The sequence below is a fragment of the Microbulbifer mangrovi genome, assembly GCF_002009015.1.
Lineage (GTDB): Bacteria > Pseudomonadota > Gammaproteobacteria > Pseudomonadales > Cellvibrionaceae > Microbulbifer > Microbulbifer mangrovi.
The window spans coordinates 36522-51701 of sequence record NZ_LZDE01000333.1; the positions used below are offsets into that span (position 1 = coordinate 36522).

16 protein-coding genes are annotated in these 15180 nt (G+C 59.4%); 9 read left to right on the forward strand and 7 right to left on the reverse strand.

Features of this window, described 5'->3' with window-relative positions:
* Positions 1-48: 48 nt before the first annotated feature.
* Positions 49-1998, reverse strand: coding sequence for an RICIN domain-containing protein (locus B4U49_RS14160; protein ID WP_158078629.1), 1950 nt, complete (start codon positions 1996-1998; stop codon positions 49-51).
* A 449-nt stretch (positions 1999-2447) separates the two neighbouring features.
* On the opposite strand from B4U49_RS14160, the gene B4U49_RS19115 reads away from it, so the two are divergent.
* Positions 2448-2624: a hypothetical protein gene (locus tag B4U49_RS19115; protein ID WP_158078630.1), complete on the forward strand. Its 177-nt coding sequence runs from the start codon at positions 2448-2450 to the stop codon at positions 2622-2624.
* A gap of 26 nt (positions 2625-2650) precedes the next feature.
* Here B4U49_RS19115 and serB read toward each other — a convergent pair whose 3' ends face one another.
* On the reverse strand, positions 2651-3664 hold the full coding sequence (gene serB / locus B4U49_RS14165) for a phosphoserine phosphatase SerB (protein ID WP_078085262.1): 1014 nt from the start codon (positions 3662-3664) through the stop codon (positions 2651-2653).
* 140 nt (positions 3665-3804) lie between these two features.
* Here serB and B4U49_RS14170 point away from each other — a divergent pair, with 140 nt between their 5' ends.
* The 5 genes from B4U49_RS14170 (at position 3805) to B4U49_RS14190 (ending at position 7506) form a co-directional block, all read left to right on the forward strand.
* Positions 3805-4893 (forward strand): hypothetical protein, encoded by a 1089-nt coding sequence (locus B4U49_RS14170; RefSeq protein WP_078085263.1) that lies wholly within the window; start codon positions 3805-3807, stop codon positions 4891-4893.
* A gap of 294 nt (positions 4894-5187) precedes the next feature.
* Positions 5188-5457, forward strand: coding sequence for a hypothetical protein (locus tag B4U49_RS14175; protein WP_078085264.1), 270 nt, complete (start codon positions 5188-5190; stop codon positions 5455-5457).
* A gap of 99 nt (positions 5458-5556) precedes the next feature.
* Positions 5557-5943 (forward strand): hypothetical protein, encoded by a 387-nt coding sequence (locus B4U49_RS14180; protein WP_078085265.1) that lies wholly within the window; start codon positions 5557-5559, stop codon positions 5941-5943.
* Between the two features lie 112 nt (positions 5944-6055).
* A complete protein-coding gene (locus B4U49_RS14185; RefSeq protein WP_239692642.1) occupies positions 6056-6844 on the forward strand; it encodes a 3-hydroxybutyrate dehydrogenase in 789 nt (262 codons plus the stop codon).
* Positions 6829-7506, forward strand: a complete 678-nt coding sequence (locus B4U49_RS14190) for a response regulator (RefSeq protein WP_078085267.1) — start codon at positions 6829-6831, stop codon at positions 7504-7506. The genes B4U49_RS14185 and B4U49_RS14190 overlap by 16 nt, the downstream gene beginning before the upstream one ends.
* Positions 7507-7528: 22 nt before the next feature.
* On the opposite strand, the gene B4U49_RS14195 is transcribed toward B4U49_RS14190, so the two are convergent.
* Positions 7529-8341, reverse strand: a complete 813-nt coding sequence (locus B4U49_RS14195) for a LytR/AlgR family response regulator transcription factor (RefSeq protein ID WP_078085268.1) — start codon at positions 8339-8341, stop codon at positions 7529-7531.
* A gap of 63 nt (positions 8342-8404) precedes the next feature.
* Positions 8405-9493 (reverse strand): sensor histidine kinase, encoded by a 1089-nt coding sequence (locus tag B4U49_RS14200; RefSeq protein ID WP_078085269.1) that lies wholly within the window; start codon positions 9491-9493, stop codon positions 8405-8407.
* Between the two features lie 132 nt (positions 9494-9625).
* Here B4U49_RS14200 and B4U49_RS14205 point away from each other — a divergent pair, with 132 nt between their 5' ends.
* Positions 9626-10084, forward strand: coding sequence for an EVE domain-containing protein (locus tag B4U49_RS14205; protein WP_078085270.1), 459 nt, complete (start codon positions 9626-9628; stop codon positions 10082-10084).
* Between the two features lie 20 nt (positions 10085-10104).
* Here B4U49_RS14205 and B4U49_RS14210 read toward each other — a convergent pair whose 3' ends face one another.
* From B4U49_RS14210 to B4U49_RS14220, 3 genes are all read right to left on the reverse strand, one after another.
* Positions 10105-10773 carry a nitroreductase family protein gene (locus tag B4U49_RS14210; RefSeq protein WP_078085271.1) on the reverse strand — a complete coding sequence of 223 codons (669 nt, stop codon included), beginning with the start codon at positions 10771-10773 and terminating at the stop codon, positions 10105-10107.
* Between the two features lies 1 nt (position 10774).
* Entirely contained in the window at positions 10775-10978 is a 204-nt protein-coding gene (locus tag B4U49_RS14215; protein WP_078085272.1) for a DUF3094 family protein, read from the reverse strand.
* Between the two features lie 118 nt (positions 10979-11096).
* Positions 11097-12878: an acyl-CoA dehydrogenase C-terminal domain-containing protein gene (locus B4U49_RS14220; RefSeq protein WP_078085273.1), complete on the reverse strand. Its 1782-nt coding sequence runs from the start codon at positions 12876-12878 to the stop codon at positions 11097-11099.
* A 369-nt stretch (positions 12879-13247) separates the two neighbouring features.
* Here B4U49_RS14220 and B4U49_RS14225 point away from each other — a divergent pair, with 369 nt between their 5' ends.
* On the forward strand, positions 13248-13829 hold the full coding sequence (locus B4U49_RS14225) for a hypothetical protein (protein WP_078085274.1): 582 nt from the start codon (positions 13248-13250) through the stop codon (positions 13827-13829).
* A 30-nt stretch (positions 13830-13859) separates the two neighbouring features.
* Positions 13860-15180 (forward strand): S8 family serine peptidase (locus B4U49_RS14230; RefSeq protein ID WP_078085275.1); only part of this gene is annotated, 1321 nt, incomplete at its 3' end.

Genomic DNA, 15180 nt, shown 5'->3' on the forward strand with positions numbered 1-15180 from the left:
GTCCGGAACCCGGGCGGGGGCTTTTTATTGGCGGATATAAACCGTTCGCTACTGCGGGCCGGTCTGGCTGCTCAACACTGCCGGCAGGTTATCCACATTGTCGAGCGAATAGCTGTAGGGCACGGCAAAGACGCTATCTCCGGTATCCCTTTCGCTGTCCGTTGCGGAGCGACCGGTATAGCGATTAGATGCAATATTCGCATCCATGTAGCCGCTCTCATTCCAGTGAGGACGGGAAGAGTTTGCAAAGTAATTCCCCTCCACCTTCGCCTGGGCACCGTCACTGGTGTTAATGGAGAAATAGGTAATGTCCAGCCAGTAATTATTGTAAATATGCGCGTTGGTACTGGAGCCGGAAAGGCGAGGATTGCGCCCGGAATTGGTATCCCAGAAATTGTGGTGGAAGGTCACCTGGGATTCACCCACACCGTTGGTGTAGTGGTGTTGGTTGCCACACACCTGAGGGTTGTAACCCATAAAGTGGTTCCAGCTGAGGGTCACATTCTGGCTCGAATTGATATCCACATGACCGTCACTGATCAGGTTGGTGCGCATGTGGTCCACCCAGATATTACTGCTGCCGGAAAGGGTCACCGCATCCCCCGCCTCCACCAGTCCGGGATTGATATCCTCAATGGTGAAATTGCGCAGGATGACATTGCTGGCGTCACCAAGATTGAAGCTACCCCCCAGTACCCGGGAGTTTGCCCCGAGACCGACAATGGTGGTGTTGGAGCCGACATTGATACGGGTATCACGCACCGCAACCGTTTCGGTGTTGTTGTTGCTGGAACCCAGCTCGGTACAGCTCTGGGAGCCCACCGGCACCCGGTGGTACATTTTGCCGTCCCCACAATCGATGGGGCAGGCCTCACGATAATTACCACTCACGCGACAATCGATCGTGCTATTGGAGATTTGTATCACCTTGGCGCCGGAGCCGGAAACCGCAGATGCCAGCTCGCTACAGCTGTTGACCGTTACCGGGCTTGCGCTACCACCGCCGGTGGTGCCGCCACCGCGGGAGGCAAACCCATCTGCCGACTCACTGCTACCCGCGACGGTGGAAGTAAAGCCGAACTGCTGCGCCTCACCGCCCCAGGCGGTGTACTGGCGGATATCACCGCCGTTCTCCGTGCTCCACTCCCAAACGTCCAGCGCCATGCCATTGAGTTTGGAAGTGATGGTGTAAAAGCCGCTGTCCACAGGCTGGATCGACCACAACTGGCCATCACCGCCCCAGTAACTCCACTGCACGATGCTGGTTCCAGCCTCCAGGCTCATGTCTGCAACATCCACAGACTTGCCGCTGTGGGCCGCGCGAATGGAATAGTAACCATTGCCCTGATATGTGACGTCGAATTGCTGCCAGGCGCCGCCGCCATAGCCCCACTGCTGGATATTGGCGCCATCCTCGTTGCTGCCGCCGGTGACATCGAGGGCGAGGCCACTATGGCGGGAGACAATCGCGTAGCGACCATTTTCCACCGTGGTCTCACCGTCATTGGCGCGCACAAAGCGGAATTGCTGGTTGTACCCCCCATCGGGGGTGAACTGACGGATATCACCGCCACTCTCTTCGCTCCAGCCCCATACATCCAGGTTCAGGCCGCTGAACTTGGAGCGGATGGTGAAATAACCGCTGTCCGTAGCGGCAATGGCCCACAGCTGGTTGTCCGCGCCCTGGTAACTCCACTGCCGGATTTCACCGCCCGGTTCGCTGCTCCAGCCATAGACATCGAGGGATTTTCCGCTGTGCACCGGACGAATGGAATAGTAACCATCGCCCTGATAGACGACGTCGAAATGCTGCCAATCGCCGCCGTCGTAGCCCCACTGCTGTACATTGGCACCGTCTTCACCACTGGCACCGGCGACGTCCAGTGCCAGGCCACTGTGGCGGGAGACAATCGCATAGCGTCCATCAAGCAGGCTCTGCGCCATGGACGCAGCGGAGCAAAGGCTGAGGAAAAGGAACAGGAGAATTTTTCTAGACATAAACATTTTCCATATAACGTTATTTTTTTATCCGTATGGAAGAAACTCTGCGACGGCACCCTGATTAACCCCCGGGGCCTGCAGGTCACGCAGCCCGGCAATAGGCACGGCATACATCTCTTTCACGGCGCAAACTTCATATGGTATGACGTTTGTATGCAAGGAACTGTGCCCATCGATGTATATCAATTCGAAATATGCCTATGACACAGGGGAAGGAAGCGGGCGGAAGAACGCAGGGGAAACGCCCCGAAAACGTACAGGAAAATAACAAAAACTCTCGACGGGGGAAGAGAATGTGGATTACCGCGCCGTTGTTGCCGCAACGCTATTCAAACCGGCGCATTTCTCTTAATCTCTGCGCTCCAAGCGCAACTTTTTCTCGCCTCAGCTCGTCTAAATCGCAACACACCGCAAAGACACCAATTCATCGCAGACAGGGAACCCTCATGGGCAAGCGAATATTCGCCGTCATCGCACTGGTCACACTGGCAATGGTCATGGCTGCCTGTGAGCGACAGGCCACCTGTTACCGGGACGGCAACCGCGAACGCAAGCCGCCGATGCCGTTTGCCGCCCTCGACAGCGAGCTGCGCCCCGCTCTGGCACTGATCCAGTCCTTCTGAAAGCCGGGCAAATACCGCCCGCGAGTTTACTCCGCCAGTAACTCCGCTATCTGCCGGTCGTTCAGGCCAAACAGATACAGCGCCGCATCCAGCCCAAAATCATCGATCGCCTGCGGCGCTTCCGCACGCACCTTGGGCTTGGCGTGAAAGGCGATACCCAGGGCACCCAGCGACAGCATCGGCAGGTCGTTGGCGCCATCCCCCACGGCAATCACCTGATCCAGTGACAGGTGCATCTCCTCGGCGATCTCCTGCAGCAAATGGGCCTTGCGCGCGCCGTCCACAATCGGGTCTATCACACCACCGGTCAGGGCACCGCCTTCAAACTCCAGCTGGTTGGCATGAATCACATCCACCGCCAGGTGGTTGTCTTTCAGGTAGCCGGCGAAATAGGTGAAGCCCCCGGACAGAATGGCGGTTTTACACCCCAGCGCGCGCAGTGCCCGCAGCAGGCGCGGTGCGCCGGGCATAATCGGTAACTTGGGAGCGATTTCAGCCAGGCGCTCCTCGGTAAACCCCTGCAACAGCCCCATACGCTTGCGGAAACTCTGCTGGAAATCGAGCTCGCCGCGCATGGCCGCGAGGGTGATCTCAGCCACCTGCTCCCCCACTCCGGCAATCTTGGCCAGCTCATCGATTACTTCTGCCTGAATCAGCGTCGAATCCATATCAAAGCAGGCAAGCCGCGGCGCACGCTGGGTGCTGCCGGGTTGCAGCGTCAGTTCCACGCCCAGTGCTGCAGCCAGCTCAAGCAGTGCCTTGCGCGCACTGTCGAAATCCAGGTTCGCATCCAGCTGCAGGCGGATGGCGATTCGCTCCGCACTACAGGCGAGAATATCCAGCCCGCTCACCGCCCAGCCTTGCTCGCCCAGAAACGCCTTCACCTGCGCGAGTTGCGACTCCCGTACCGGCTCCGCAAGCAGGGTCAGGCACCAGGGGGCGGTCACGGCAGAAGGGGAATCCGGCATGCTTTCGCCCGCGGACAGTGAAAATACCTGCTGGCAGAGAGCGGCGACGGAGGAGTAAGTTGGTGCTTCCATGGCTGTTTCTTATCGACTCTAATGGGGCGCTCGAGCGGCTCGATCGCCGGGAAAAGGCCGCGCATTATAGCCCGGCGCCTTTTTTCGCTGAAGAAGTGGGATAAAATCAGCTGCTGTATCGCCAGCGAATCCATAACAAGATGAAAAACCTGCTCGCCAGCCTGTCCGAATTTACCAGCAACCTGCCCCAGTGGCTTGCCGGACTCTCCCGCAACCGCCAGCGCCAGCTGCTGGCGGCCACCATCTGGCTGACCCTCGCCGGCTTTTGCCTGGCGACCCTGGGCCACGCCTACAGCCGACAACAGTCCGATGCCATTGCCCGGGACCGGGCCAGTGCGGAGGCGGCGGCCAAGCTGCTGGCAAGCCAGAGCCTCGAGCAGATCGTGGCAGGCGATCGCATCAGCTTGCAGATGCTGGCCCAGCAGGCACTGGCACTGCCATCCGTGCGCGGCGTGACCATCCAGGATGTGGATTCCAGCCCGCTGGCGCAGGCCGGGGTGCGCGATCGCGGGGAAATGATTACCGAGCCGGTGGTGCTGCACGATAGCCTGGCGGGTAGCGTGGCACTGAATATCCAGCCCGGGGCGTCTGTCGCCTATCCCTGGGCGAGCCTGCTGCTGTGCCTGATCTTCGCGCTGCCATTCAGTGCGGCCTGCGCCCTCGCGGTCAGCCAGATTCGCCCGCAGTCATCGCGCAAACCGCTGATCGTCCCCAAAGCCAAACCCAAGCCACCGCCGGAAGTGACTGCCGGGCTGTACCTGCGCCCCCTTAACTGGGCACAACTGGGCAACCAGCTCTCGCGCAGTGCCATGGACAGCCTGCAGAGCGAGCTCGTACAGCGACTGCAATTGCTGACCCGTATTTACGATGCGCGCACGCTACCCAGCGCAGGCCCCACCGTGGGCCTCGGCTTTGCCGGTGAGGACGCGGCGTTTCGCGCGGTCTGCGCTGGACTGCTGTTGCGGGGGCTGCAGCAGTCCAGCCGCGCCACTGGCCTGCAGCTGGCTCTGGCGGTACTGCCCACCAAGCCGGAGCAATTCGATTTCGATGGCGAACAATTACTGAGCCAGTCCCGCGGGCTGGCGCTGCATCCACAGCTGCAGGACGACGAATCCCTCGCCGACCGTATTCAGTGTCACACCACCAGCTGGGGAGCCGAAATAACCGGGCTCAATCCCAAGCTGCAGCAACTGCTGGACAATCAGTTACAGCAGCTGGTTTCCGCCTGAAGCGTTCCCTCAGCCCCGGTTCATCCTTGATGCCCGCCCGCTGACTGGCGGGCATTGGCCACTTCCCTCCCCCCAGCACTCGCACCTCTGCGTTTCTCACCCAGCCTTTCTCTTATATCCGTCCAACCACTAATTACTTATTGGTTGTTGATATTCATCGCAATGGGTCGTGATCGAGCTTGCGCGACCCTTAAATAACTTCCACTTGGGTTTCGATTTGGCGTCGGCACATTGCGGCCGGCGACCGGATCGAAAATAAAAAGGTTCACCCGCCCTCGCGGCGTGGAGGTTTTCATGAAGCGCACATTCGCAGGACTGGCCAGCGGGCTCGGCGCAGTAGCCCTACTGACCCTGTCCGGCTGTACCAGCATGGAGGATATGACCGATACCACAACGGCTATCAACCGAACCAACGAGGGACCGGGTTACTACTCGGTAAAAGGCCGTTACTACCACTGCCACCAGAACGGGCACTGTCACAACGCCCGGCATTCTGACTACTACATCCGTGGCGGCAGCTACTACCAGCCGATGCCACGACACCGCGTGAATCAGCCTCGCTGAGCCTTCTCAAATCTCTGGTTAAACACTGACACCAGTTAACCGGTATCCACGGTGGATCGACACCCTGGTAACCCGTTGCTTGCCCCTCGGAGGTCTCTTATGAAGAGCATTGTCAAAAAAGGCCTGTTGGCCGCAACCGTCTTCGGCACCCTGACCCTGGGCGCCTGTGTTTCAGACGGCTATTACAGTTCCGGAAGTGTGGGTTACTCCAGTTATCCCTACTCCCGCCCCTATGTCTATCCGTCCGGTAGCGTGTCCTTCTACTATTCGTCGCCACGCTACTACCGGTACGGTGGTTCCCGCTACTATCGCGGCGGTTACTACCGTCACCGCGGTGGCTACTATCGCCACCACGGTCGCCACTACTACAACCGTCCCGGTTATCGTCCGCCCCACGGCTATCATCGTCCCGGCCGCCCGGGACATCGCCCCGGACATGGCGGTGGACACCATCGTCACAGTGGTAGCGGACATCGTCGCCGCTAATTCCGGCCAGTTGACCGGGGTATGAGCCCGACTCATACCTTGGTCATACAGACCCGCAACTCCCGCCGCTGCTAGGATTTATCCAAAGAATAAGCATCTGCGGGAGTTCGCCGTGCAGCAGAAGAGTCAAACACACGCAGTTCTGATCACTGGGTCCACCAGTGGTATCGGGCTTGCCATTGCCCACTGTTTCGGGCGCGCCGGTCACCATGTGATGCTGCACGGCCTCGCCGACAGCGAAACCGCGCGCACCCTGTGCAACGAATTTGCCGATTACCCCGGCAAGGTGGGATTCAGCAGTGCGGATATCTCCAGTGAAGCCGGCTGCGCGCAGCTGGTATCTGACACCCGCGAAGCCATTGGCAATCCGTCAGTACTGATTAACAATGCCGGCATCCAGCACACCGCGCCCGCCCACGAGTTCCCCGCAGACAAGTGGCATCAGATTTTGTCGATCAATCTCAGTGCCAGCTTTTTTCTCAGCCGCGACCTGCTGCCGGCCATGCGTGCCAGTGGTTGGGGCAGGGTTATCAATATTGCCTCTGTACACGGCCTGGTGGCCTCGGAACACAAGTCCGCCTACTGCGCCGCCAAGCATGGACTGGTCGGTTTGACCAAGGTGCTCGCATTGGAAAATGCCGACTGCAATATCACCGCCAATGCCATCTGTCCCGGCTGGGTGGAAACACCGCTGATTCAGCCGCAGATTGAAAACATTGCCCGCAAACAGCAGGTAGATCTGGAAACCGCACGCACCGAACTGGTAGGGGCCAAACAGCCGATGGCGCGGGCCACCAATCCGCAAGCAATCGGAGAACTGGCGCTGTACCTGTGCGGAGAGTTTGCCGGCACCATTACCGGTGCGGCCCTGCCGGTGGACGGTGGATGGAGCGCACAGTAGTATCCATTGCACCCGCTTCATTTATCCTTCAGGGTGCTGCTGTGAACTATCAATTGCTGATCGCCGACGATCACCCGCTATATCGCGACGCGCTGGCGACCACGCTTACCCCGCATTTTCCCAATGCGGAATTGCTGCAGAGCGAGGATCTGGACTCCACCCTGCAGCGGCTCGCGCAGTCGGAAATCGACCTGCTGCTGCTCGACCTGAATATGCCGGGTAGCGAGGGCTTCAGCGGCCTCGCGCGCATCCGCAACGATTTCCCCGCGGTACCGGTCGTGGTGGTTTCGGGCAGCGACAGGCATGCGGTAATCCAACAGGCGGCCGGGCTCGGCGCCAGTGGCTTCCTCTCCAAAACCGCGCGGCCAGATGAAATCCTGCAGTGTATCGAGTGTGTTCTGGCGGGGGATCAGTGGTTTAGTGAAGAGGCGCTACAGGCAGAGAGCGAAAGTGCGCTGGCGGAAAAGCTAAGCCAGCTTACCCCGCAGCAATTGAAGATATTCCAGATGATTGCCCAGGGCATGCTGAACAAGCAGATTGCCTACGACCTGGACATCACCGAGCCCACGGTCAAAAGCCATGTGACCGCGATCCTGCGCAAGCTGGAACTGCGCGATCGCAAGCAACTGATCCGCGAGGCCCAGGCGCTGATTCAGATCTGAGCCGGGCCCCGGTTTTTGCACCTCAGATAAAGTGCTGCACCTTGTTCTTGTAGCTGCGGCTCATCTTCAAGCGCTCACCATTATTCAGCACCAGATGGTACTCGCCGTTGATGTGGGCGCAGATCTCCCGCACCCGCTTCAGGTTGACGATGGTTGACCGGTGGATGCGCTGAAAAACTTTCGGGTCCAGTTGCTGCTCCAGCTCCTTCATGGTGATACGCATAACATGGGTTTCGCCATTGGCGTGCACGCACATGTAGTCACCGGCGGCATCAATCCAGTCGATTTCCCGCGCCGGCACCAGGGTGATCTTGCCGGAATCCTTGATCGCGATTTTTTCCGGAAAGCGACTGCCGCCCAGCTCCCCCGCCGCCAGCTTGACCTCCAGGGACTCCGGGGATTCCTGAGTAAGATCCGCCACGGCCTCGAGTAACTGCTCGCGCTGGGCCGCCAGGTTTTCACTGCCGAGCTTCTCGCGCACCCGCTGCATCGCGCGACTGAGACGATCCTCTTCAATGGGCTTCAATACATAGTCCACTGCGTTGACCTCGAACGCCTCCACCGCGTATTGATCGTAAGCAGTGACAAATACGATCTGCGGCATTTCGTCTTTCGGCAACAGCTGCACCAGCTCCAGCCCGGTCACCCCCGGCATCTGGATGTCGAGGAACGCAACATCCGGTTTAAGCTGTTCGATCTGCTCTTTTGCCTCGCGGCCATTGCCGCATTCGGCCACCACTTCGACCCCGCCCAGGTTTTCCAGGCGCAGCCGCAAGCCGCGCCGGGCCAGAGGCTCATCATCCACGATAATGACTTTCAGACTGTCGCTACTCACCGCTTATCACTCCATTCATACAAACTTTCCCCCGCGCTGTACCCCGGTACCGCGCTCCCTGTGTCAGTCCCGCTCAAACGGAATCCGCAGATGCACCGCGAGTCCGCCCTCCGGGCGATTACAGAAACGGGTCTTCTGCTCGACACCATATAGCGCCTGCAGGCGCTCGCAGGTGTTGCGAATACCCACACCGCTGCCACTGCCCAGCCGCGCCAGCTCTGCCTCGGGAACCCCGGGACCATTGTCACTGATTTCCAGTAACAACTCGCCGGCAAACACCCGCGCCTTGATGGTGATCTGTCCACCCCACTCCCGCTGGGAGATACCGTATTTGATGGCGTTCTCAACGATTGGTTGCAGCAGCAGACTGGGAACCAGCGCCTCGGGAGCCTCGCCATCGAGATCCACATTTACCTGCAGGCGATCGGCAAAGCGCACTTTCTCGATATCCAGATACAGCATCAGCGCCTCCACCTCTTTCGCCAGCGTCACCTTCTGCATCGGGTCATTGTCCAGCGAATGACGCAGGAACTGGGACAGGCGCGTCACCATGCTGTTCGCCGTCTTGCCGTCCTGCTCCAGAATCAGGGTAGAGATAGCGTTCAGGGTGTTGAACAGGAAATGCGGGTTAAGCTGGTAGCGCAGCATCTTCAGCTGCGACTGGTGCGCAATGGATTCCGCTTTCAGCGCTTTTTCCTGCTGAAGCAGGGACGCCTGATAGTACTTGATACCGTAATAAAGTGCCGTCCAGGTCATGTAGATCAGGAAGGAATAGGAAAACCAGTAGACCGCTAGCACCACCGGGTGCTCATCACTCTCCCTGCCATACAGCCACAGGGATCCGCCAAATTTGATCGCCGCCCACAGTGCGGCGCCCACCACGATGACGCCGAGCGTGCCTAGCAGACGCTGTGCCGGCTGCTGGTTCCACAGCCGCTGGAAGCCCCGGCGCATACCCTCGGAGATCGCGATACCGGATGCAGTGGCCACGGCGATATAACCGGTGTAGAGCCAGTGGCTCTCGACCCAGAAAAAGCCGCCGATAAACGTCAGCAGGGTATAGCCAGCCCAGCCACTCCACTGCAGCGCCCGGTACTGGTTGCGCTCGGATCCCAGCCACTCGGACAGCCAATTGAAAACAGAAGTACCCATAATTCTCCAAAATGCGCAGAAAGTGCGCCAATCTGGGAAAATAGACTAATTGACGTTGGCCGTGGACGAAATACCACCAAACGCAACAATCTGACAGACTGCCGCAGAATGCGGCTCAGGATGAGGTGCAGGATGAATTACTGGCTATTCAAGTCAGAACCGGACGAATACAGCCTTGCGGATCTGAAGGGCGAACCGGGCAAAACCGGCCGCTGGGACGGTATCCGCAACTACCAGGCGCGCAATTTCCTGCGGGATGCGGTGCGGGAGGGCGACGGCGTGCTCTTCTACCACAGCGCCTGCAAGGTGCCCGCGGTGGTGGGCACCGCCCAGGTAGTCAGGGCCGCCTATGCCGATCCGGCGCAGTTCGACCCGGAGAGCAAATACTTCGACCCCAAGGCGAGCCCGGAAAATCCGCGCTGGTTCTGCGTGGATATCCAGTGGCAGAGCGAATTTGCCCACCCGGTGCCGTTGAAACAGATCAAGCAGGACCCGGAACTGGCGGAGATGGTACTGGTGAAGCAGGGACGCCTGTCCATCCAGCCGGTGACCGCGGAGGAGTGGCGGACCCTGAGCCGACTCGGGAACTAACCCCGGTCAGGCAAAGGCGGTCAAAAGAACTCAGCGATCTCCTCCAGCGGCTTCTTGTCGATCGCCGGCACCTCGGTATTTTCTGCGGGCAGCCCTGCCACCACGATCATATAGGGGCGCTCCGATGTCGGGCGTTTCAGAATGGTGTTGAGAAACTTCATCGGACTCGGGGTATGGGTGAGCGTGGCCACACCCGCATCGTGCAGCGCTGCCAGCAACATGCCGGTGGCGATGCCAACCGATTCGGCGGTGTAGTAATTTTTGCGCTGCTCGCCCTGCTCCCCTTCGGAGAACTTCTTCAGGAAAATCACGATCAGGTAGGGCGCAGTTTCCAGAAAGGGCTTTTGCGCATCGGTACCGAGGGGTGCCAGGGCATCCAGCCATTCCTCCGAGGCGCGCCGCGCATAGAATTCCCGCTCTTCGGCCTCCGCCGCCTGCCGAATTTCTTTTTTCACCGCCGCCGACTCTACCACGCAGAAGTGCCACGGCTGCATGTTCGCACCACTGGGTGCACTGCCGGCGGTTAGCACGGCCTGTTCTATCACTTCACGGGGCACGGGATTACTTGAGAAATCGCGCACCGAGCGACGCTGTTTCATGTGCTGATAAAACGCCCTGGCCCGCGCCACCATCGTCGTATCGTCAAGCCGTTCAAATTCCAGCGGAATAAATCCCTCAGCATGCGCCATATCAAACGACACCCTTGGTGCGTGCGATCACCAGACTGAGAAGCGAGAGTGCGGTAAGCACCGCGAGGATCACGCCGAGCAGCAGGAACGGGCGAAACGGCTTGCGTTCAACATCGTTGTAGCCACTTTTCAGGTAGGCATCGACCTTGGCCTGATCTTCGTCGGAAAGCTTTTTGGGTGGGATCGGGGCGTCATTTTCAGACATGAGGATCTGACCTCAGGGTTATTATTGTGATGCCCCGAGTCTAGAAGAATCTCCACAACGAAAAAAGCCCCGCAGAGCGGGGCTGATCAGCAGATCAATTCGTTTGTTCTTTTCTGGCTTAGAACAACGCTTCTTCCAGATCCATCAGGGTTTCGCTGCCTGCGAGCACGCTGCTGGACAGCGCGGCGGCCTGGGGCAGCAGGCGAGCGAAGTAGAAGCGCGCGGTCTTGACCTGGGTGCGGTAGAAATCGTCCGCGTCGGCCTGCGGGGCCGCAACACTCACCACTTTGGCCCACATGTAGGCGTAAGCCACGTAGCCGAACAGGTGCAGGTACTCAACAGATGCGGCGCCCGGGGCATTGGGGTCGGTTTTGGACGCTTCAATAACCGCAGCGGTCACCTCTTTCAGGCGCTGCAGCTCTGCACCGAGTGGCTGGATGAATTCCGCCAGGGCTTCGTTATCCCCGTTGGCATCGATAAATGCCTGTACATCGGCTGCGAACAACTCGAAGAAGGCGCCACTGTTGGCCACCGTCTTGCGGCCGATCAGATCCAGCGCCTGGATGCCGTTGGTGCCCTCGTAGATCTGGGTAATGCGCACGTCGCGCACCAGCTGCTCCTGGCCCCACTCGCGGATATAACCGTGGCCGCCGAACACCTGCTGGCCGAGTACGGTGCACTCGAGACCCTTATCGGTGAAGAACGCCTTGGCCACCGGGGTCAACAGCGCCACCAGCGCTTCTGCGTGTTTCTTTTCCTCTCCCTCGCCAAACTTGGCCAGGTCGAGCCACTTGGCCACATAGGTGGACAGCGCGCGGGCGCCGCCAATCAGCGCCTTTTGGGTCAGCAGCATACGGCGCACGTCGGGGTGCACGATGATCGGGTCCGCCGCCTTTTCCGGCAGTTTGGCGCCTTCCGGCGAGCGGCTCTGCACGCGGTCGCGGGCGTATTCGATGGCGCTCTGATAAGAGCGCTCGGAAGCGCCGAGGCCCTGGATACCCACACCCAGGCGCTCGTAGTTCATCATGGTGAACATGGCCGCGAGGCCCTTGTTCAGCTCGCCCACCAGCCAGCCCTTGGCGCCGTCGAAATTCATCGCGCAGGTGGAAGAGGCCTTGATACCCATCTTGTGCTCGATGGAGCCGCAACTTACGGCGTTGCGCTCACCCAGGCTGCCGTCTTCGTTGACCATGATCTTGGGCACCAGGAACAGCGAGATCCCCTTAGGCCCCTTGGGTGCATCCGGCAGCTTGGCCAGCACCAGGTGAATGATATTTTCAGACAGGTCGTGGTCGCCGCCGGTAATGAAAATCTTGGAACCGGTAATGCTGTAGCTGCCGTCTTCCTGTGGCTCCGCCTTGGTGCGGATAATGCCGAGGTCGGTACCAGCGTGCGGCTCGGTCAGATCCATGGCCCCGGCCCAGGTGCCGGCATACATGTTCGGCAGGTACTTCTGCTTCAGTTCCTCGCTGGCGTGAGCATCGATCGCCAGACAGGCACCATTGGTCAGCACAGGATAGAGGGCGAAAGAGATATTGGCGGAACAGATCATCTCCTCCACCTGAGCGCCAAGCATCTTCGGCATGCCCATGCCACCGAATTCCGGGTTGCCGACCAGCGCGCCCCAGCCACCCTCACAATAGGTGGCGTAGGCTTCCGGGAAACCTTTCGGTGTGCTCACCACACCGTCGTTCCAGTGGCAGCCCTCTTCATCGCCGGTGCGATTGATCGGATCTAGGGTATTTGCGGCCAGCTTGGCCATCTCTTCGAGAATGGCATCGGCGGTTTCGCGGTCAGCGGTGTCTGCCAGTGCCGGCAGACGCGCCCACAGCTTGTCGGCCTCAAAAACCTCGTGCAGCAGGAAGTTCATCTCGCGCAGCGGCGCCTTGTACTCAGCCATTTTCTCGCCTCATTTTTCTGAATCTGGTCAATCTGGCGGGCAATTCAATCACCCGTTTCAAACATTTGTTTGAATTTAGAATCAACCTTCCTCTTTGTCAACGCAACGACCTGACAGCGCACACCCAAACCCAAGCGAAAACCATATTGTCAAGATAAAAAAGGGACAACTACTGGTTAATTTGACCATGACCAATTAGTCAGTTCTCCCAGGCAATTTTATTGAGGCGCGCCCGTCATGGCGCGTCATTTGGTTACAGTTGCAACCTTTCTCACAAATGATTTATCCGGAAAGGCTGCCTGTTGACAGACAAACGTGATCACATTCACGAATTTATAAAATAAAAATCCGTAAAGGAGCCATATCGTAATGAGACTTCCAGCTCTCAAAACCACTACCACACTACTCGCCATCACCCTGGCTACTGCCGGCTGCGTCAAGATGGACGGCAAGGTCAACGGCGGCGGCACCATGAATTCCATGGGTGGCGCCGGCAAAGCAGTCATGACCTTCAACGCCGAGCGCTGTGACGCACAACCGGTTAAAGGGCAGGTGAACTTCCAGGACAAAACTGCCATCGATTGGGAAAACGACGGTGGCGTTAGTTTTCGGGCCAACGTAGTGGAGGCGGGTTTATGTGGAGAAGATATTGAATTTAGCGGGGACGCAGCGCTGGCCTGTGACCAGCGGTGCGGCCCCGGTGAATTCGAGGTGACCTTCGAATACGACTCCACCAACCCGCAGCTGCCTGGCGAGGGCACCGGTGTCGCCTGTCTGGTCGACTGGGGCGAGGGTGTCAATGCGTCCTACCGCATCAATGGCATGGCCAGCATCAGTGTCGATACCGGCCCATTTTCCAGCTATGCCAATCGCGGCGCGCTGAGCGGCAACGTACAGACCCAGGAATGCCCTTCCACCAAAAACGATAAAAACGACGAAGAAAACGGCTGATCGCCCGCAAAAGAATAAAAAGGTGAATTCATGAAATTACACAACACGCTGCTCGCAGCAGCCATCACTGCCGCCATGAGCGCTCCCACCCTCGCGGCCGACACCATGCGCATGGTCCTGGAATACAAGCCCGGACAGGGCGACGCAGTCAAAACCGCACTGGAAGGCCGCGGCATTACCGTGCACCGCGAACTCGAGCGCTTCGACAGCCTGGCGCTGGAGATGACCAAAGAACAGTTCGTCGCCCTGAAGGACGTATCCGGCATTATCGGCGTCTATGCAGACACCCCGCGCAAGATGCTCGACACCGGCGGTATGGGCGAGATCTCGCCCTTCGGTATTGCCCAGACCCAGGCCGACCAGCTCGACTACGCCGGCGGCACCAAGGTGTGCATCATCGACTCCGGTTACGACTACGGCCACCCGGACCTGCCCGCATCTGCGGTAAGCGGCGAAGACGGCGGCCTGGCTGGCCCCTGGGACCAGGATGGCAACGGCCATGGCACTCATGTTGCGGGCACCATCGCCGCGCTGGGCGGTAATGGCGAGGGCGTTGTCGGCGTCAATGACGACGGCAATATCCAGCTGCACATCGTGCGTGTTTTCAACGACGATGGTGGCTTTGCCTACGCCTCCAGCCTGGCGGGTGCGATCAGCGACTGTGCCGACGCCGGTGCCAACGTGATTTCCATGAGCCTCGGTGGCGCACTGGAAAACCCGATTGAAGAGCGCGCCATCAATCAGGCAGCGCGCGACGGCGTGCTGATGATCGCCGCGGCCGGTAACGACGGCGTCGCATGGCACTCCTACCCCGCTTCCTACGACGCCGTAATGTCCGTGGCCGCCGTGGACGGAGGCAATAACCATGCGTCCTTCTCCCAGCGCACTGCGCAGGTGGAAATCGCCGCTCCCGGCGTGAGCACGCTGTCCACCGTGCCCCGCGGCACCGGTGAAACCGGCGTGGGTGCAGTCTCGCAGAACGGCGCCTCGTTTGAGTCCATCCCCATGGTGGGCGGCACCATCGGCACCGTCAGCGCCCCGCTGGCAAATTGCGGCATCGGCGACAGCGCCTGTGAAGACGCAAGCGGCAAGATCTGTGTAATCGAACGCGGTGCAATCAGCTTCGGTGACAAAGTCGCCAACTGTGAAGCAGGTGGCGGCATCGGTGCCATCGTCTACAACAACGCACCGGGTATCTTCGGCGGCGACCTGGGCACCACCAGCGACCTGGTTGCAGTATCCCTCAGCCAGGAAGACGGTGAAGCACTGGAAATGGATATGGCGGCCACCATCTCCATCGAGCCAATGGCGGACTACGACTACAAGTCCGGCACCTCCATGGCCACCCCGC